Origin of the sequence: Streptomyces bathyalis (assembly GCF_015910445.1) — a bacterium.
Classification (GTDB): domain Bacteria; phylum Actinomycetota; class Actinomycetes; order Streptomycetales; family Streptomycetaceae; genus Streptomyces; species Streptomyces bathyalis.
In genome coordinates, this window is the sequence record NZ_CP048882.1 from 3,574,029 (window position 1) to 3,591,404 (window position 17,376).

General features: G+C 66.3%; 19 protein-coding genes and 1 tRNA gene. 2 read left to right on the forward strand and 18 right to left on the reverse strand.

Translation table 11 applies throughout. The features are described from left to right. Positions 1 to 62: 62 nt before the first annotated feature. Entirely contained in the window at positions 63 to 3,239 is a 3,177-nt protein-coding gene (locus tag G4Z16_RS15535) for an NACHT domain-containing protein (RefSeq protein WP_197351372.1), read from the reverse strand. Positions 3,240 to 3,862: 623 nt separating this feature from the next. Between G4Z16_RS15535 and G4Z16_RS15540 the strand changes: the two genes are divergently transcribed. Beyond that, entirely contained in the window at positions 3,863 to 4,438 is a 576-nt protein-coding gene (locus G4Z16_RS15540; RefSeq protein WP_197351373.1) for a DUF4352 domain-containing protein, read from the forward strand. Between the two features lie 1,234 nt (positions 4,439 to 5,672). On the opposite strand, the gene G4Z16_RS15545 is transcribed toward G4Z16_RS15540, so the two are convergent. The 15 genes from G4Z16_RS15545 to G4Z16_RS15615 form a co-directional block, all read right to left on the reverse strand. After that, entirely contained in the window at positions 5,673 to 5,924 is a 252-nt protein-coding gene (locus G4Z16_RS15545) for a hypothetical protein (RefSeq protein ID WP_197351374.1), read from the reverse strand. Then, positions 5,921 to 6,061: a hypothetical protein gene (locus tag G4Z16_RS15550; protein ID WP_197351375.1), complete on the reverse strand. Its 141-nt coding sequence runs from the start codon at positions 6,059 to 6,061 to the stop codon at positions 5,921 to 5,923. Before G4Z16_RS15550 ends, G4Z16_RS15545 begins: the two co-directional genes overlap by 4 nt. Before the next feature lie 687 nt (positions 6,062 to 6,748). Beyond that, entirely contained in the window at positions 6,749 to 7,927 is a 1,179-nt protein-coding gene (locus G4Z16_RS15555) for a tyrosine-type recombinase/integrase (protein WP_197351376.1), read from the reverse strand. Then, positions 7,927 to 8,136 (reverse strand): helix-turn-helix domain-containing protein, encoded by a 210-nt coding sequence (locus tag G4Z16_RS15560; protein WP_197351377.1) that lies wholly within the window; start codon positions 8,134 to 8,136, stop codon positions 7,927 to 7,929. Before G4Z16_RS15560 ends, G4Z16_RS15555 begins: the two co-directional genes overlap by 1 nt. A gap of 2 nt (positions 8,137 to 8,138) precedes the next feature. Continuing rightward, positions 8,139 to 9,521, reverse strand: coding sequence for a replication initiator protein RepSA (gene repSA / locus G4Z16_RS15565; protein WP_197351378.1), 1,383 nt, complete (start codon positions 9,519 to 9,521; stop codon positions 8,139 to 8,141). Further along, complete coding sequence (locus tag G4Z16_RS15570) at positions 9,518 to 9,709, reverse strand: hypothetical protein (protein ID WP_197351379.1); 192 nt, start codon at positions 9,707 to 9,709, stop codon at positions 9,518 to 9,520. Before G4Z16_RS15570 ends, repSA begins: the two co-directional genes overlap by 4 nt. Positions 9,710 to 9,714: 5 nt before the next feature. Beyond that, on the reverse strand, positions 9,715 to 9,903 hold the full coding sequence (locus tag G4Z16_RS15575) for a hypothetical protein (protein ID WP_197351380.1): 189 nt from the start codon (positions 9,901 to 9,903) through the stop codon (positions 9,715 to 9,717). Positions 9,904 to 9,998: 95 nt separating this feature from the next. Continuing rightward, positions 9,999 to 10,319 (reverse strand): SpdD-like protein, encoded by a 321-nt coding sequence (locus G4Z16_RS15580; RefSeq protein WP_197351381.1) that lies wholly within the window; start codon positions 10,317 to 10,319, stop codon positions 9,999 to 10,001. 17 nt (positions 10,320 to 10,336) lie between these two features. Then, positions 10,337 to 10,489, reverse strand: coding sequence for a hypothetical protein (locus tag G4Z16_RS15585; protein WP_197351382.1), 153 nt, complete (start codon positions 10,487 to 10,489; stop codon positions 10,337 to 10,339). Between the two features lie 14 nt (positions 10,490 to 10,503). Further along, positions 10,504 to 10,701 (reverse strand): mobile element transfer protein, encoded by a 198-nt coding sequence (locus tag G4Z16_RS15590; protein WP_197351383.1) that lies wholly within the window; start codon positions 10,699 to 10,701, stop codon positions 10,504 to 10,506. A 20-nt stretch (positions 10,702 to 10,721) separates the two neighbouring features. Next, positions 10,722 to 11,435 (reverse strand): DUF2637 domain-containing protein, encoded by a 714-nt coding sequence (locus G4Z16_RS15595; RefSeq protein WP_197351384.1) that lies wholly within the window; start codon positions 11,433 to 11,435, stop codon positions 10,722 to 10,724. A gap of 74 nt (positions 11,436 to 11,509) precedes the next feature. After that, the gene (locus tag G4Z16_RS15600; protein WP_197351385.1) at positions 11,510 to 11,668 is read right to left on the reverse strand and encodes a hypothetical protein; all 159 of its coding nucleotides are present in this window, start codon (positions 11,666 to 11,668) and stop codon (positions 11,510 to 11,512) included. Positions 11,669 to 11,673: 5 nt separating this feature from the next. Beyond that, positions 11,674 to 11,844 carry a hypothetical protein gene (locus tag G4Z16_RS15605; protein WP_197351386.1) on the reverse strand — a complete coding sequence of 57 codons (171 nt, stop codon included), beginning with the start codon at positions 11,842 to 11,844 and terminating at the stop codon, positions 11,674 to 11,676. A gap of 81 nt (positions 11,845 to 11,925) precedes the next feature. Beyond that, positions 11,926 to 13,281: an FtsK/SpoIIIE domain-containing protein gene (locus G4Z16_RS15610; RefSeq protein WP_197351387.1), complete on the reverse strand. Its 1,356-nt coding sequence runs from the start codon at positions 13,279 to 13,281 to the stop codon at positions 11,926 to 11,928. Positions 13,282 to 13,283: 2 nt separating this feature from the next. Beyond that, entirely contained in the window at positions 13,284 to 13,640 is a 357-nt protein-coding gene (locus G4Z16_RS15615; RefSeq protein ID WP_197351388.1) for an SCO3933 family regulatory protein, read from the reverse strand. Positions 13,641 to 13,811: 171 nt separating this feature from the next. On the opposite strand from G4Z16_RS15615, the gene G4Z16_RS15620 reads away from it, so the two are divergent. Further along, complete coding sequence (locus G4Z16_RS15620) at positions 13,812 to 14,513, forward strand: GntR family transcriptional regulator (protein ID WP_246530874.1); 702 nt, start codon at positions 13,812 to 13,814, stop codon at positions 14,511 to 14,513. 1,106 nt (positions 14,514 to 15,619) lie between these two features. On the opposite strand, the gene G4Z16_RS15625 is transcribed toward G4Z16_RS15620, so the two are convergent. Both G4Z16_RS15625 and G4Z16_RS15630 read right to left on the reverse strand, forming a co-directional pair. Beyond that, positions 15,620 to 15,706: transfer RNA gene (locus G4Z16_RS15625), tRNA-Ser, on the reverse strand. A gap of 57 nt (positions 15,707 to 15,763) precedes the next feature. Beyond that, positions 15,764 to 17,329, reverse strand: coding sequence for a S1C family serine protease (locus tag G4Z16_RS15630; RefSeq protein ID WP_246530875.1), 1,566 nt, complete (start codon positions 17,327 to 17,329; stop codon positions 15,764 to 15,766). Positions 17,330 to 17,376 lie beyond the last annotated feature (47 nt).

The following is a 17,376-nucleotide window of genomic DNA, read 5'->3' on the forward strand; positions in this document are numbered from 1 at the left end:
TGGGCGTTGCGTACAGGTGCGACGCAATGCCCAGCACCAGGACAGGGCTTCATGACGCTCTGCTAGTAACGGGAATCCAACCGCTGGGAAACGTTGACCTGCGGCAGGCGATCTGGGTTCGCGAGGCGCACCCAGCCGTTAGCCCGCACTGCGCTCAGGTTCCCAAATTCGCTCAATTGCCCTGTGTCCACCTCGGTCCACGTCGGGCCGGCTCTCGACAGGACCAATTCCCGGAGCTCCGGAAATACAGGGGCGAGGCCCCGGATATCCTGCTCCTCTTCGATGTTGAAGACGTTCAGATGCGTGACTCCGGAGAGGTTAATGCGGCTCTCGCGGAACGCTTGAAGCACCGGCGGAGCTACTCCCAAGCGGTTCAGTACAGGCAGTTCGGCGACGGCTGCGAGACTGTCTGAGTTGGGCACTGCACCCTCTGAAGAGGGGAGAAGATCCGAGGGGTGGATACTCAGTGCCTCTAGTTCTTGCCAAGCCCCGATCTGCGTTAGGTCGGTGACTGTCGACGGGATACCAAGAAAGGTGAGGGGCGCTTGGGTCGGCAGAGTACGGAGGTCAAGACAGGGCACCCCGTCCATCAATTCAAGCGAGTGAAGGCCAGAAAGAGAGTTCAAACAACGGAAGTCTTGCAACCGTGACATCTTACGCAGTAGTAGATTCTTCAGGGGGAGATTCGCCAGTGGGGTGAGATCCGTGATTGTCTCCCCGTCCACCAAGGAAAGGCGCTCCAAGGAGTGGACGCACCCGAGGAAGTTCAGATCGGTGAGCCGTTCGCTGCCTAGGGACAGTTCCCTCGGCCGCCTACCTTCAAGAGCTTCGGAGATCTCCTCTTCCGAGAAGTCACTGAACAACGCCAAGTAGGGATAATCGAGAAAGTTGCGAAGAGCGGCTAATTCAGCCCGATTAGCTACCCAGAGGTGCGGCTTACCGTCGAGTGGTAGACCTGAGAGAATTTCCGCGTTGAACCGTTCGGGGTCGAAGGCATCCCAGTTCCTCAAGAGCGCTTGTCTTACTTGGTAGGAAGGATGGTCGCGGAATTCAGCGAGTTTTGGCAGCGCCGCGTCTGTGGCTACCTCAGTGGCCACGAAAACTACCGCTTCGGCCTCGTCATCAGTGAGCCCCTCTGGGGCAGGCAAGACTTGCAACACCACCTGCCCGACGCCAGCCAGCGACTCGGCCTCACCAGAGGTTCTGGGGGGTATCAGTGCGGCAGCCCGCTGCTCCACCTCCCTCCGTATATCTGGGTCGAGTTGGGTGGCGTGTTCCAGGCAGGCCATGGCGAGCAGATGCAGGCGGACGCGGTGCTTGCGCACCGTGTCGCCGCGCTTGATCAGCTGCTTCAGCAGGCGTTTCCGTTCTTCAGGTCGACCGTGCGCCACGGCCATCCGCACGACGTCCTCCCATTGGTCCAAATGCGCGTTCCGCACCAGCAGGGGGAAGTCACGGTTCTCGATGGCCGCCCGGGCGGCGAGGTAGTCCTGAAAGGTACGGTGGACAAAATCGACAACGCCCTCGGCCGGTTCTCGCAGCAGCCCGGAACGGTCGAGCAGGTGTCGATAGACATCCTCAGCAGACCCGCGTACTGCATCGCGATGCATGGTGGGCAATGCTTGGTCGATCAAGTCAACGACGTCGGCACGCTCCATCTGGGAGTGGCCGTTGCGGATTAGCCAGTACGCCAGCCTCTCCAGGAGCATGGTCTGAGACCTGGCGTCCATCCGCAGTTCGTGCTCGATGCTCCGTTGCCGGTCGCGTCGCTCCAGCAGCATCCGCAGGGCGGCCTCATACAACTCCTCACGCCCCCGCGGCAGATAACCATGACTGGTGCGATGCAGCGCGCAGAGCAGGCCACACATCAAAGGGTTGGTAGCGAGCCGGCTGAGATCCTGACGACTACGCACAGCAGTCAGCAGGGCCTCGGCCCGGGCCTCCTCCATCTTTGCTGCGTGATGCCAGCGCTCGATGAAGGCACCAACGTCCTCACGACTCATTGGTGCGAGTGACAACTCGTGGAACTCGTCATCGGACAGCCAGCCCTCACGGACAGCTGAGGGCCGACCTGTGACAATGCAGACGTTTCCAGGGAACTCCTCGACAAGTTCTCGCAACCATCGGCGAGTGCCGTCCCGTTGTGGCTCTGGGACTTCATCGATTCCGTCGACCAGAAGCAGCCCACGGCCTGCGGACAGTGCCCGCTCAGCCCAGCCAGTTGGCGGTGTGTGAGGACAGCCCACTGAGCTGAGGAAATCCCGCGGCGGGGGAAGCTCACTCCCCGCGCGCGTGAGGGTGCGCAACGGGAGTACGAATGGGACGCGTCCCATGAGATGGGCGAGGCTCCCGCTGAGGCGATTTTCGGCAGCGGTGACGGCGAGCCACTGCACCAAAGTGGTTTTCCCTGATCCGGCGACACCACGCAACAACACTCGCTCCAGGCCGGCCAGCGCCTGCTCAGCACGCCGTGGCAGTCTATGCTCGTACCCGTGATCGCCCTCTAGCGCGGCGCTCAACGGGCGAGTTTCGCTGTCGTTGGCCTCAAGGCTCAGGTAGGCGTCGTCCAGGGGCCACTCGTCATCGACGTCGATGCCAAAGATCGTGAGTCGGCCATGCCGTTGGACGAGGTATCGACGATATCGCTCCTCAAATTTGGCGTCCTCGGAGTGTGGGGCCGGCAGCCGCTCGACGATCAAGTCCAGGGTTCTAACGAGGCGTTCGGTCTGTCGACTTTGCTCGACCAAGGTGCGGGCAACGAAGGTGGAACGCTTCGTGAAGAAGTCGATGATGTGCAGACAGGCCAGCCGCAGCAGCCGGTCGTACAGCAGCTCCGCGTCCCGCGACAACGCAAATCGGGATATTAGCCTCTGCTCGTTTCGGCGCAGGGCTTCAGCCAGTCCATCATGGCCCAGCCGAACGGCCTGCACGTCGTCCATATCAACTTGCCCGAGCGTCGACAGAGTCTCGGCCAGCGCCAGCACGATTCCGTCGTACTCCTCGGGGAGATCATGTGGCCCGTGTGCGCCTACTGCACGATCCACCAGCTCCTCGGCGAGCTTCTCCAAGTCCCGCCAGTTCATGGAGCGTTTCTCGCCCCCGATCGAAACCAGAGAGGCGATCCGAACCGGCTGATCAATCAGACCCGCGCCCGCCTCCTCGGCCCTGAACAACTTCTTGATCAACGGCCCGACGACGGCCGATCCAAGCCGTAAGCCAGCAGTCGTCACAGCATCCATGCGGCATCCCCTCCGCACAAAGCGTAACCACGCGCGGCCCCGCGGGCTGGAGTCAAGTTCGGCACGAACCCAACCCCGACACGGGATGGATCAACCCGTGCCCACCGCGGGGATCGCGGGCCCGCCGCCACTGCCACGGCGACCGCGCCGACGCACCCTGCTGACCTGACGCCGAGTCGTGACCTTCCGGGTACAACCGGCAACTCCCCTTGTTCGTCTTGAAGTTCGTCAACACCGCATCGGAGGACACATGGTCAAACCCGGGCTCACCCACGAGCAGCACACTGGCATCGGGAAGCAGTTGCACGACATCCGCGAACAGTTGATCAAGCTTGCGGTTGACGTGGCTAACGCCTACCCGCGGGCCGGCGACAGGGGTAGGCCCGGACGCAAGCTGCACACGGCGCTCGACGCCATCGACACAGCACGCAGTGACCTAGACAGCGCCCTGTTCAATGAGCACCCGGCGCAGGCTGACACTCACACGTACTACCCGGGCACCACGTCCCCCGCTGACCGATAGCTGATTCCGCGCCCGGGCACGGCCCCGCTCGGCATCCGTCCGCGCGGGGCCCGCGTAGTCCACATCCACCACCCCCCAACCAGGCCCCGAGGGGGAGACCATGCGCTACCGCACCGCCACCACCGCACTCGCCACCCTGCTGCTCACCGCCGGCTGCTCGAGCAACGGCAGCAGCAGCGCTGACCCCGAACAGGCGAAGCCCCGTGCCGCCGCCGAGGACAAACCGAGCCCCACCGCCAGCAAGCCGCAGCAGCCGACGAAGCTCGGCGTTACATGGCGCTGGAAGAACGACGAGGACCCCGAGTTCGGAGACCTCGCCGGAAGCATCACTGCCATCAGCTACAAGCAGCCCATCAGCGGCGTCTACCCGCCCGACCAGCCCGGCGAGGAGTGGGGTCGGCTGATGGTGAAGATGTGCGTCACGAAGGGCGACGTGAACGTGTCCCAGTTCCCGTGGCACGTGGCGTACGACGACGGGACGCGTATCGAAGTGACGGGCAACAGCGGCGGCGACTTCCCGCGGCCCGAGTTCCCGATGGATGCGACGGTGAAGCCGGGTGACTGTGCGCGCGGCGGCATCATGTTCCCGGTGCCGAAGGGTGAGCGGCCGGATCGTGTGGTGTACGAGCCGGAGGGCGCGGATGCCGCGGAGTGGAAGGTGCCGGCGAAGGGTTGACCCGCTGGATGCGTGTGCGCCCCTGTCGCACCTAGCAGGGTGGCGGGGCGCGGCTGTGTGACGCGCCGGCGGGCCGGAGTGGCAGGCCAATAGGGGGACGTGAAGATCGCTCGTGGGTGCCGTGTGAGGAACGGCTGGTGCGGGCGGCCTCCGCATTGGAAGGTGGCCACGCGGCGGAGCGGACCCCGGAACGGAATGGCGGTCGTACGCTCCTGCGGCCCCACGTCCAGCCTGTGCGGCGCCGCCGAGCCGGCCGCGCCATGTGACCACGACAGCAAGGTTCTCGGCTGATCCATGCCCGAGTGAGGTTCAACAACGGAGTGCCGGCCGTTCTTGCCGTCCGTTTGCACGGTCCATGCTGTGCCGGGTCGGCTCCGCAGCCAGACGGAAACTGACGCCGCAACGGCTACTACAACCGAGGCTGAACCTACCCAAGTCGCCACATCAGCCCGAGTGGTGGGTGACGAGCTGTCTGCACATGAACTGATGTCGCACGAACGAGTTCTCGGATGAGTTTCGCGATAACACCACTGTCAAGGTTCGCGGACAGCGGGTTTTTGTAGTGAACAAAGCTAGACTTTCAAAGTCGAGCATTCCCACATTGCCATGCGGGGTTGCTGTGCGTTGCTGCTCACAGCGGCAACCACGACGTTGCAGGGAGGGCTCGCCTCGGTGAGACGAGGCGAGCCCTAGCAACCAGCGAGCCCGGCTAGATTCCTCATAGCCGGGCTCGCTGCATGTTCAGCAAACCCGGGCACCAGCCGGTCCTTCCGCGTCGTGCTACCTGCGAGCCGTCAGACCCACAACCCCATGATCGTGGCCACGAGGAGCCCGAGTCCGACGCCGACCTGCCACCAAGCAGGGTCGGACCAGCGCTCGTTCGGCTCCTCACTGTCCTTATCGACCATCAACATCACCCTTCCCGACCCTCTGCATGAGGGTCAGTCATCCTCCGCCCCTGTAAAGGGCCAAAGGCGCCGGCGCCTTACCGACGAGTCGTTGACTGACGGAGAGTGATGATGGATCACATCCTATGCGGCCCTTACACGGCGGTGTGGGCAGATCAAGGCTCCGTCCCGCCTGACGTCACCAGGTGACACAAGTGTTCCGTCTGACGTCACGGGGTGATGCCGCAGCGCGTTCCACCTGCCACCTCTACTGAAGCCGTACTCAGGCGGAGGTAACTCGCATCCGATCACAATTCACCCTTAGCTCAGTTCGCTTCAGTCGTCGGTCAACCGCCGCTCGACGAAAACGCGAGCCAAGCCGCGACGAGAGTGACTACCGCGTTGACCAACGTCAGCCACGCGACCCACTGTGCCCGCCGGTCAACGGCAAACAGCAGTTCGCGGATGCGCGTGACGTCGGCCACCGTGGAAGGCTGCTGTGCTTCCTTTCTCTGGCGCGTCAGGGCGGTGAGTGCAATGACCGCGACGACGAAACCGAGCGCACCGGCGATGACGGCGAGCACAGCTTCGGGCTTCACGGCGATCCCTCTTCGCGGGAGTCCGGGGTTTGTGGGGTGAAGAGCTCATCGACCACCAGGTCCTCATCGTCGGCTTCCCGCAAGTGCTCGTGTTCGTCGAGCCGCCAACGCACGCCCCCGTCATCAGTGAAGATCACGCGGAGGCGTTCGGTGCTACCCAATCCACAGGCATGGGAGGTGAGACGAACGTGCAGTCCTTTCCGCCGCTCAGGAGGGGCAGCTTCCATCCCTCCACGACGGCCGGGGGGGTGTCACGTGCACCCTCGTCGCCAGTTTCGCTCGACCGAACACCGCGACCACATCTCGGATCGGGGCCCGGTGATGGTTCGTAACGTGAGCCAGTACTTTTGGATCTTCTCCGGATCGCGCGTGATCAGTCGTAATCGACCCCTGCACGTACTCCCTCCTGCTTCACGACTTCCTGGCCTCCGCGATCTTGCGCCGGACGTCAGGCGCAAGGCGTTCGGGATCTCGGTTGCTCTGGGGGCAGGTCCGTCACTGCCCGTACTTCGCCAGCGAGTTCGTGCCGGTACAGGTCGAAGGCCTTGTCCAGCGTCTTGAGCATGGCCTGCTGTGGGTTCGCGCCGTCGTCCTCGTAGGTCTCGAGCTTCTGTCCGTGGCCTGTCCGTAGAGACTGATCCGCAGTGGAAAACAGTGAGACGAAGTGAGACACGAAGGGGCGCCCGGTTCTCCGGGCGCCCCTTCTGACGTGCGCGTTTGTCACCTGGCGGAGGCGGTGGGATTCGAACCCACGGTGAGGGATCACCTCACGACGGTTTTCAAGACCTTTCGCCGATCGGGACGGCTACGCGCTCCGGTGCAGGTCAGACGCGCGCTGGCACTCCTGCCGTGCCGTCGTCGTCATCGTCGTGCCCCCTGCGTGCCCCTTGGGGGTTGTCGTGCCCGCTGAACCAAGCGTCCGACGCTTCGGCTACCTGCTCATCACGACCGGCGACCGGTCGGGCGTAGTGCCGAGTCGTCACACTGGCGTTGGAGTGTCCGAGCCGATGCGCGGCGGTCATGACGCCGTGCCGATCGGCTACCCATGTGCCATGCGATGCCCGGAGATCATGCGGGGTCACGTCCGACAGCCCAGCCGCCGTCACTGCGGGGTCAAAGAACGCCTTGCGCCACTGGTTGTACCGAAGCGGCAGGCCCGTCGAGGTGGTGAACAACAAGGTGTCGTCACCGCCGGGCAGAGCTTCGAGGTAGACACCGATTCGCTTCACCAACGAGGGCGCCAGACGCAGCCGCCGCTTCTGGTGTGACTTGGGGGTGTCGAAGACCAAGGCACCGTTCGCCTCTGCCAGGTTCTCATCCACCAGGAGGCCGCAACCGGGCACGTCGACATCAGCTCGCCGGAGAGCGAACGCCTCGCCGACACGCAGGCCCGCGAACGCGAGAAGGGCGATCAGCAGATCATGTGGCTTCGCGGCGTTCCGGACGATGCGCGAGGCTTCGAGCGGCGTGAGGATGTGCGGCTCGGTCTGGGGCATGCGCGGAAGTCGTACACCTCGGCAGGGCGTCTGTGCGATCAGGTCGTTGTCGACGGCCGACGCGGTGATCTGCGCCAGTACCCGGTATGCCTGGCGGATGCGCGAAGGGCTGAGTCCCTTGGTGCGCATCGTTGCGACCCATTCAGTGATCGTGATCGGCCGCAGGCTCGACAGCTCACGGTCACCGAGAGCTGGGTTGATCTGCGAGTTGATCAGTGATCGATACGACGCCTGTGTCTTGTGCTTGAGCTGCGGGGAGACAGCCGCCAGCCAGCGAGCCGCCCAGTCCCGTACGGTCGTCTGCCCTTCGGCGGGGTCCAGCCAGCGCCCTTCTTCGATCTCAATGCGCTTCTTGTTCAGCCACCGGTCAGCGTCCGTCGTGGTGGCGAACGTTCGATCGGCCGGACGCAGGATGCCGTCAGGTCCCGGGTAACGCGCCTGGTACCGGCCGGAGGGCAGCTTGCGAATCCGCCCGAAGTTGCGACGCGACTTTCGCTTACGAGGCATCAGGCAGCCCTCCCGAAAGCAGCGGGCCGGAGCGTCACCGGCTGGACGGTGTGTTCAGCGATGTACTCGTCAACAGCGCTCTGCGGGATGCGGACGTGGCGGCCGACCTTTACGAAGGTGATCCGGCGCTCCTCTATGAGCCGACGAGGGAAGCGCACGGTCGTGCCGAGCACGTCAGCGGCCTGTTGAACGGTCAGCAGTCGATCCATGGTCACCACTCCCCTTCGAGTTGATCGGCTAGCGCTTCTCGTGCGGTGTCGCGGTTGAGCTGGAGATCGCGGGCGATGGTGGCGGCGAGGGCGGATTCCCCAGGGCTGTGGCCATGTCCGGCGTAGGTCCAGTCGGCGAGGACGAGCACGGTGTCCGGCTCGATGTCGTCCAGGCCGAGGACTTCGGCCTGTTCGGCAGCGCGGTAGTCCGCGCGTGCCTGCCGGAGCGCTCCCAACGTGGTGCTGTAGCGGCGGGACTTGCTGGAGAAGTGACCTCGGAAGCCGAGCATGTGAGCCCAGGCCCACAGCCGCCGGTCCGGGTAGAGGGGATCGAGTTCCTTGCAGGCCCGGATGAGCCGCCGGGTGTGCTCGGGCACTTCGTGCCGATCCAGTTCGGAGAGCTCGCCGACGCGGCGATCCAAGGTGCCGGTGTTCTCGGCTGCCTTGGTGGCGTACTTGGCGACGTAGGAAGCCACGGCCTGTTCAGTGAGCTCGGAGCCGTCCCCGAAGGCTTTGACCGGGCGGACGTCGAGTTGATCGCCCCAACGCAGTGAGCGGGAAGGTTCGTCGCCTTCCGCAGGGACCGTGATCGTGGTGTAGGAGTGCCGGGCGGCGGCGCGGATGGCGTCTTCGAGCAGCGTGGGGCTGGCCCAGTGCGGCGGAGGGGTCCCGGGCCCGTCCGGTCCGTCGATGCGGGCGATGACGTGGAAGTGGATCGCGCCACGCTTCTGGAACTCTGCGACCTTGCCGTAGGAGATCCGGGCCGTCTCCTTGAGCAGGGTCTGAGTGATACCGGCGCGGGAGGCGAGCTCGCGACGCAGGCGGTTGGTGAAGCGCTGCCAGAGCTGCCCGGCATGGTTGTTGAACAGCACCGCGCCCGCGTAGTCGTACGTCTCGGGATCGAGCGGCGTGCCCAACTCCGGGGCGTCTTCGGCATGCCGTGTGCCGCATCGGCAGGGCCGGTTGCCGGGCCGGTTGTGCACCGGACCGAAGCTCGGTGCGGTGAGGGTGGCGAAGACGCGGGGGTGATCCCGCACGGTGGCGGGGATGTCGCGGCGGTCATCTCCGGCCAGTCCGGCGCGGATGAGGTGGTAGGTGTCGGCGGAGTAGGTACGGGCGCAGGCCGGGCAGCGGGAGGCGCGGCGGTTGCCGCAGGCTACCCGGAGCCGTCCTCCTGGCTCGTTCTCCGTGCTGTAGCGGTGCAGGGTCTCGCCGGTGGTCTTGTCCTTGGTGACGGTCCAGCCGGTCAGGTGGATGGGGTTGGAGCAGCCGCCGGTACGGCGGATCTGGTCTTCCCAGCGGGCGAAGTCCGGGGACCCGGCCACCCTCAGCGCGTCGCCAAGGGTGATCGGATCCAGGCCCGCGAAGGTCGCGGTATCGGTCACTGGCGACCTCCGCAGGTCTTCTTGTGGTCCTCGTAGTGGGCGACCATCGCGCGGACGTTGTCGTCACCACGGGTGGAGCCGGTCTCACCGCAGCCGCCGCAGGCGTACTCACCACTGGCAGTGCTGTACCTGCTGGGTTTGGAGACGTGCAGGCCCGGCTGTTCCGGGGTCGGGGTCAGGTCAGCCATGGCGGTCACCGCCCCACCGAGACGACACGGCGTGTGGGGAGGGGCACTGTGCCGGTGCCCTTGCAGGGCTGGCAGGTGACGCGGAGGGTGGCGCGGCTGCCGTCTGCGTGGCGGATGCCGGTGTCGATCGCGACGACCGCGAAGCCGTCGCAGTCCGGGCAGCGGCGTGTGCGGGCAGGGGTGGGCTGGGCCATGATGGGGTCTCCTTCTGATCTGCGGATTCGGGAAGGGGCTGGATCGTCCGGGCAGCGGCGTTGCTTGGCGGCTTTGTGGCTGCCTGGAGGTCCGGTCAGTACTCGCGGTGCTGGCCGTTGAGGAGCGAGCGGAGCACCACGGCGCACACAGCGACCGAGGCTGCTGTGATGGCGACGGCGAGGAGCAGTGAGACGGCAACCGCGCCGACGACGAGTACGACCCCGGTGCCACCGGCCACGAGCGCCGCCAGCGATCCGGGTGTGAGCCGAGCCGGAGCCGGGACCTGAGTCGGAGCCGGTGCGGGGGCGGGTGCCGGAGGCGGGGTCTGGTGGGTGTGGATGGCCGTGGGTGTGTGGACGGTTGGCCGTCGTGTGCCGGTGGGCACGGGGTTGGTGGGAATCTTCGGGTGCAGCATGGTCGGTGTCCTTTCGGCTAGTTGAGGGTGTCGAGGGCGGGGCCGAGGGGGCTGTTGGCGATGAGGAACCCGGCGATCAGCAGCACGACGACGAGCCAGGTCGGGACGTTGGTGAGCTTGATGCCGAGGACGGCGACGACGGCGATGGCGAGCCAGAGCGGTACGGACATGGCGGTTTCCTTTCTCAGTGCTGAGGGATGCGGCAGCGGTGGTTGCGTGCGGCGATGCAGGCGGCGGCGTAGGAGGAGTACTCCGAGGACCAGCCGCATCGGTCGGCTTCGCAGACGGCGATGTAGCCGGTCACTCCGCTGTCGCCCCAGACGTTGCCGACCTGGACGGGGCCGAAGCGGTCCCGGAGGCGGAAGACGAAGGGCACGGGCATGAGGTGTTCTCCTTTCCTGTTCAGGTGAGTTGGGCGGCGATCGCGTCTGCCAGCGGGGACGGGACGCCGAGGCGAGCGCGGAGGGTGTCGGTGCCGATGGGCTCGCCGGTCTGTGCGCGGTGGGAGTCGGCGAGCTTCCGGGCGTGCTCGACCAGGGCCGGGGGCACAGGCGGAGCAGTCGAAGGCGCCGGCGGATTGGCGGGCTGAACCTCAACCGACTTCGGAGCCGGGGCCGGTGTGGGCTCGATCTGCGGTGCAGGGTCCGGGTGTTCGGGTCGCTCGACGGAGACGGCGGGGGCTGGCTCCGCAATTTCCTCGACCGGAGTCCGGGCCGGGGCAGGGTCGGCGGACGGCTCAGCCTCGGGCGGTGTGGTGTGGGCCAGCAGGGTGCCGCCGAAGAAGGCCAGGGCAGGCCATCCGGCGACGAGGATGCGCAGCCAGGAAGGAACGTCCTGCAAGTCGAGGAGTCCGGCCGTCGCGACGTTCGCACCGAGCGAGGCGACCAGGGCGATGGTGAACCAGCACCAGGCGACCGCAGCCGGAGCCTCAGCAGCCTTCAGGGTGCGGATGCGACGCCAGGCAGCCACCAGCAGCAGGTCGACGCTGATGGGGTAGGCCCAGGCTTTCCAGCCGTCTTGTCCGGCAGCGGCAGCGATGTCGTGCAGGTGCGCGAAGGACAGGGCACCGGCGATCACGGCCTGTACAAGGACGGCATCCAGGCGGATCGAGCGCATAGCGGTTCCTCCTTCCAAGGAGTCAGGAGCCGGGCGGCAGTTGACGATCGGGTGTGCCGCCCGGCCGCAGGTGGTCAGGTGGCTTCGCCGGAGCCGAAGCAGGTCAGGCACAGGCCGGTTTGCTGGCCCACGGTGCGGCGTTTGCGGCCGACGCGGACGGTCTTGGAGACCTCGCCGGAGCCCTTGCACGTCGCGCACTTCTGCGGTGCCTTGGGCTTGCGGGTGGCGGGCACGGTGATCACTCCTGACCGGGATCGGGGGGAGCGGCCGGGCCGTCGAGGGAGGCGGCAAGGGCCAGTCCGACGGTGTCGGCGAACTCGGTGTCCGCGCCCGGGAGTTCGAGGTAGTGGGATGCGTCGAGGAGCAGGTAGAGGGTGCGGTTGTGGTCGCAGGTCTGGCACTGGCACATGGGGTTGACCTCCGGTTTCTGGCATGGGTCGGGTAGGGACGTGGCGCGTTGGCGGTGCGCCGGACCGTGGTGGGTTGGTGGTCAGGCTGCTTCGGTGACCGACTCGATCGCGGGTGCAGCCTTGCCGGGTGCCAGATCAAGGGCCGGGCGGAAGTCGGCCAACTCGGGCAGGTGCGGGGTCAGGTGCGCGTGCCGGTTGCAGGCGTTGACCGCCTGGCGGAGCGTGGTGTGCGGCGTACGGATACGCGACCAGCTACCGGTGGCGTCGGCGGTGATCGCGGTACCAGGCTGGCCGGTGGCGATCTGGATCGCGGCGAAGACCGCATCGGGGTTGATGTCGCCGAAGGCCATCTTGGCCGAGGACTCGTCATTGACCCGGTGCGCGGTGCGGCCGGAGAGCTGAGCCCGCAGCATCGTGATGCCGTCACCCAGTTCGGAGCCGAAGCGCTGACCGTAGATGTCGAGGTAGATACCAGCGGCACGGCCGAGCTGTGCCAGCCGCACCAGGGCGGTGACGATGCGGTTGCGGCGCTTCTCCTCTGCCCGCGTGGCGACCAGGGCCAGCTCTGCGACCTCATCGATGGTCAGCACGACCGGGACGGGGCGGATCTTCTCGGGCAGTCCCCAGATGTCGGCGGTGATCTCCGCATCCGGGATGTCCGCGCTGATGCGCTGCTCGCGCCGGATGACCTGGTAGATGCCCTCCATCCGCTCGACCAGTGCTTCCAGCAGTCCCAGGGCTTCCTCGGGCGTGGTGGCCAGAGCAGACAACCGGCGAGCGAGCGGGGCCAGTTCCACGCCCTGCTTGCAGTCGATGCCCACCAGCGCGACCGGCTGCGGAGCAAGAGCGGTCACCAGGCGGCGCTGGTAGACGGACTTGCCGGACTGCGTGGCACCCAGGGTCAGCGCGTGGGGTGTGCGGCGGTAGTCGCGGAAGGCGACCGAGCCGTCATCGGCCATGGCTACGGCCACCTTCAGCAGGCCGTCATCGACCTTGGCGGGCATCTGGACCCGCTTGAGGATGTCGTAGCCGGTCATGGCCAACTCGACCGTGCCGGAACGGACTTCCCGTGCGGTGACCTGGCGCATCCCGAAGGAGTGCCGCAGCCGGTCCGAGGCCGCCGCGTACTCGAACGCGTCCTGTCCCGGGCGCATCCGGATGCGGAGTACCAGGCCGGTACGGGTGATCCGCAGGCGCCGAATACGCGGCACCCGAGAGGGGGGCATGGCCTTCTTGAACCAGCGGGCCACCATGATCCGGAACCGGGATGCCGAGACCGTCAGGTTGCACGCGTCCATGACCGAGCCGTAGGTGACCAGCACGCGCACGCTGGCGATCAGCGCGCCGAAAGCCAGCCAGTACCAGGCCGGGCGGCGCCACTTCAGCAGCAGCGCCAGCCCGCCCACGATCACGACTGTGATCACGATGCCGGTCATGATCAGGCCGCCTTGCCCTTGGCGCCGGTCTCCACGAGGGAGGTGACCGCCACAGCGCGGAAGCTGATCCCGTGCCGCTTCTGGCCGTTGAACTCGTTCTCCCACGGCCGGGCGACCAGACCGGTCAGCGCGACCGGAGTACCCATGGCCAGCTCACCAGAGATGCCCGTCTCCGGAACCGTGACCGCAAGGATCTCGGGGGCGTTGCCCTCCAGCGCGAACATCACGTTCACCGTGACGAGCTTCGCGCCGGTCTCACGATCCGTCTGAACCTCACCGGTCTGACGGTTCACCTTCGACTCAGCCGCACCAGCAGCCATGACCTGAGCAGTAGACGTGTCAACAGGAATCTGACGCATGGTTGAACCCCTCTTCGCAGAGACTTCGTGTACTAGCTTGCGTTCAGTTATACGCGTACTAGTACGCGCTACGCAAGGGGTACCGGGAGATAGAGTGCGGGTACGTGTTCTAGAACGCGAACCCTAGGAGGGGAGATGGCACCACGAGTACAGCGCTCTGCACCGCCATTCATGCAGATCACAGAGCATTACAGGCAAAAGATCATTGATGGCGTCCTAGCCCCGGACAGCAAGCTTCCGTCAATCGCGGAAATCGCCGAAGAGTGGGGGGTCGCTACCGCCACAGCAGCCAAGTCGATCAAGCAACTTCAGACGGAGGGCTACGTTCGGTCCTCGTCACAGGGAACCTTCGTTGATCTCGGCCGCAAACTGACCAAGGGGTCAGACCGACTTCAGATGATGAGGGTGACTGGTAGCGGCTTCCGGCCCGGAGAGCGCACCGAGATCCTCAGCGCCGATCTGGTGCCAGCGCCCGACCACGTGGCAGCGGCACTGGGAGTCGACGAAGGAGCTGAGGTCGTCCAACGACGCCGGAGCTATCTGGACGACCAAGGGGTGATCACTATCTCAACCTCGTGGCTAGCAGGTCAGCTAGTCAGCGCAGCCCCGGAACTTCTCGCAGTCGAGCCGCTACCGAAGATGACGTTCGGCCTGATCGAGGAACGAACCGGGCGACGAGCAGTCCGGCGACGTGATGTCGTGGCGATGCTGCCAGCGCCCAACGACATCTCGGCACACCTCGGAGTGGAGACTGACACGCCTTCGCTCACCATGACGAACCTCTACTGGGACCAGCACGGCGAACCGACCGAGTACGCGCGGGACTTCCTTGGTCCCGGCAGGGAGCTATCAGCCGAGTACCCAATCGACTAGCCGACACCGTGGCCCAGGCGCGGTAAGAGTTTCCCTACTTCATCAAGGGCTCGCTCCGCTCGCCGCGCGGCCCGGCTCGCCGCCGGGCCGACGCTCCTGTCTCCGCCCCGCTCCGGCCCGGCCGCCGGTCCGCGCGCGGACACGAGCCACACGAAGAGACGCCATCGTGGCCGGGGCGGTCGGCTCCACGGCTTTAAGCAGCCACTTTGGGGCGAGGCTCTAAGATCAGGGGCTCACTTCGGGCTATTGCGGGCAGGCGAGGTGCTGCCCGAGTCGCGGCGAGCTTACGAGCCCCTGATCTCTCGCCCCAAAGCAGCTCCAGCTCAAAGCCGCTCCACCGACCGTCCGTACCTTCACACCGTATGAATCAAGCCAACCTGCTATTTGAGGCCCGCGTCATATGAGTGGATATGGGCCGCCAATTTTGGCGGTTGAGTCCGGCCCAAGGAGCACCGAGTCCGGCCCAAGGAGCACCGAGTCCGGTCGAAGGAGCACCGAGTCCGGTCGAAGGAGCACCGAGTCCGGCCCAACGCATATGCCATCCGTAGAAACCTGCAGGTGAGAGCGTTTCTTGATTTCGATCAATGAATCGGCATGGAACCTCGTAAGGAGAAGTCCGCAGGAGCTAAATCAATCGCCTAGCCACTTCTTCACCGAGAGATCACTGATACCTTCCGTGGCCATAAAGAAGCCCCGCCCGCAATGTCTCACCAGAGCCGGGCGGGGCCGAACGCACCTCTTAGTGCGCCAAGGAAGGAGCGACATGGAATTGCCAGACACCCCTACCACGCACGAGCCTAGCGGAATGGCCAGGCGCCGCATAAGCGTGTGGGCTTCGATCATGACAAGTACTGGCACCCTCCTTGTTGGGGTGGCCGCAGTGATCACGGCAATGCGGAACTGAGGGCGGCGGTACAGCAACGCTGTCCCCAATGACCGGCAACTGCTCGACCTAGTCAGAGCTACGGATCAGAAGGTGCCGTGCCCCTCGCGTGCCCCATGCAGCGGGAAACAGCGGGGAACCACGGTCACCTGCGGGCAGTACACAACGACAACGGCCCCCGACCAACTTCCCTGGTCGGGGGCCGTTTTCACTGCCCAGCGCGCGGAGGCGGTGGGATTTGAACCCACGGAGACATCGCTGCCTCGACGGTTTTCAAGACCGTTCCCTTCGGCCGCTCGGGCACACCTCCCCGCGTCGCCCGCCGTGGCGCGCGACGCGGGGCCAGCCTAGCGAATGGCCGGTGCCGCTACTGATCGCCCTTGCGGGAGCCCAGAGTCACCTCGGTCGTGGACTCCTTGCCGTCCCGCTTGTAAGTGATCTCGACCTTCTCGCCCGGCTTGTGCGTCCAGATCGTGCCGATCAGGGTGGGCCCGCTGTCGATCGTCGTGTCGTCGAGCTTGGTGATGACGTCGCCGGGCTTCAGGCCTGCCTTGTCGGCGGGGCCGTCCTTGGTGACCGCGCTCTGGCCGTTCTCACCGCGGTCGGAGATGACCGCGCCGCCGCCCTTCTGGTCCATGGTGACGGTGGCGCCGATGACCGGGTAGACGGGCGTACCGGTCTTGATGAGCTGCGTCGCCACCCGCTTCGCCTGGTTGACCGGGATGGCGAAGCCCAGGCCGATGCTGCCGGACTGGCCCTGGCCCAGCCCGCTGTCGCCTCCGGCCGACTGGATCGCAGAGTTGACGCCGATGACCGCGCCCTGCGCGTTCAGCAGGGGGCCGCCGGAGTTGCCGGGGTTGATGGAGGCGTCGGTCTGCAGCGCGTTCATGTACGAGGCGTTGCTGCCCTGACCGTCGCTGGAGGCCACCGGGCGGTTCTTGGCGCTGACGATGCCCGTGGTCACGGTGCCGGAGAGGCCGAAGGGTGCGCCGATCGCGATCGTGGCGTCGCCGACCTTCACGTTGTTGGACTGGCCGAGCGGCAGCGGCGCGAGCTTGCGGTCGTCGGCGTTCTTCAGCTTGATGACCGCGACGTCGTACCCCTGGGCCTTGCCGATGACCTCTGCCTCGTACTTCTTGCCGTCGGAGAACGTCGCCGAGAGGCCGCCTCCGTCGGCGGCCGAGGCCACCACGTGGTTGTTGGTGAGGATGTGGCCCTGCTTGTCGAAGACGAAACCGGTGCCGGTGCCTTGCTCGCCGCCGCCCTTGGTCTCGATCGTCACGACGCTCGGGAGGGTCTTCCCGGCTATGCCCGCCACGGACTTGGGGGAGCGGTTGAGCGCCCCGGAGTCCGAGCCGGAGGTGATCGTGGTGGAGGAGCCGTCCTCCTCGTTGGCAACCCACTGGCCGATGCCGCCCCCGATGCCACCGGCCACGAGCGCGCCCGTGAGGATCGCCGTGACGAGACCCGTCGAGACGCGCTTGCCGCCCGGAGGCGGGCCGGGCGGCGCCGGCGGGGCACCCCACGGGTACTGCGGTCCGCTGGCGCCGGGCCCGCCCGGGCCGGCGTCTCCCGCGCCCGTACCGCCGTACGGGGAATGGCCGGGAGTACCGCCGCCCCAGGGACCGCCCGGAGGCTGGGCGCCCTGACCGTGCCCGCCGCCGGGCGTCCCGGCGTCGCCGAAGCCGGCCAGCGGCTGCGTGGGCGGGCCGGAGGACGCGGGGGCTGACGGGGGCGCTGACGGTTCGGGCGTTGCGGACGGTGCAGGCGGAGTGGATTCTGACTTGCTCATGCTCTGCCCCTGACGGTCGGCGGCTTCGGGCTCGGGCGCGCCGGCAGCAGCTTGTTGCGCCTCTCTGTCCTGCACCGTGGGGGGCGTGGGTGCAGGCCCCGCCGCCGGCGTGGCGGCAGCGCCCTCGTTCTCGGTGCTCACAGGTATCTCCTCATCAGCTACACGCCGTCGCAAGCCGGGACGATCAC

Bases quoted from the DNA above. Each gene is read 5' to 3' on its own strand.
- G4Z16_RS15585 (WP_197351382.1), bottom strand. From the start codon at position 10,489: ATGTCCGTACCGCTCTGGCTCGCCATCGCCGTCGTCGCCGTCCTCGGC.
- G4Z16_RS15620 (WP_246530874.1), top strand. From the start codon at position 13,812: ATGCAGATCACAGAGCATTACAGGCAAAAGATCATTGATGGCGTCCTA.
- G4Z16_RS15605 (WP_197351386.1), bottom strand. From the start codon at position 11,844: ATGTGCCAGTGCCAGACCTGCGACCACAACCGCACCCTCTACCTGCTC.
- G4Z16_RS15580 (WP_197351381.1), bottom strand. From the start codon at position 10,319: ATGCTGCACCCGAAGATTCCCACCAACCCCGTGCCCACCGGCACACGA.
- G4Z16_RS15535 (WP_197351372.1), bottom strand. From the start codon at position 3,239: ATGGATGCTGTGACGACTGCTGGCTTACGGCTTGGATCGGCCGTCGTC.
- G4Z16_RS15595 (WP_197351384.1), bottom strand. From the start codon at position 11,435: ATGCGCTCGATCCGCCTGGATGCCGTCCTTGTACAGGCCGTGATCGCC.
- G4Z16_RS15570 (WP_197351379.1), bottom strand. From the start codon at position 9,709: ATGGCTGACCTGACCCCGACCCCGGAACAGCCGGGCCTGCACGTCTCC.
- G4Z16_RS15610 (WP_197351387.1), bottom strand. From the start codon at position 13,281: ATGACCGGCATCGTGATCACAGTCGTGATCGTGGGCGGGCTGGCGCTG.
- G4Z16_RS15560 (WP_197351377.1), bottom strand. From the start codon at position 8,136: ATGGATCGACTGCTGACCGTTCAACAGGCCGCTGACGTGCTCGGCACG.
- G4Z16_RS15540 (WP_197351373.1), top strand. From the start codon at position 3,863: ATGCGCTACCGCACCGCCACCACCGCACTCGCCACCCTGCTGCTCACC.
- G4Z16_RS15575 (WP_197351380.1), bottom strand. From the start codon at position 9,903: ATGGCCCAGCCCACCCCTGCCCGCACACGCCGCTGCCCGGACTGCGAC.
- G4Z16_RS15555 (WP_197351376.1), bottom strand. From the start codon at position 7,927: ATGCCTCGTAAGCGAAAGTCGCGTCGCAACTTCGGGCGGATTCGCAAG.
- G4Z16_RS15615 (WP_197351388.1), bottom strand. From the start codon at position 13,640: ATGCGTCAGATTCCTGTTGACACGTCTACTGCTCAGGTCATGGCTGCT.
- G4Z16_RS15590 (WP_197351383.1), bottom strand. From the start codon at position 10,701: ATGCCCGTGCCCTTCGTCTTCCGCCTCCGGGACCGCTTCGGCCCCGTC.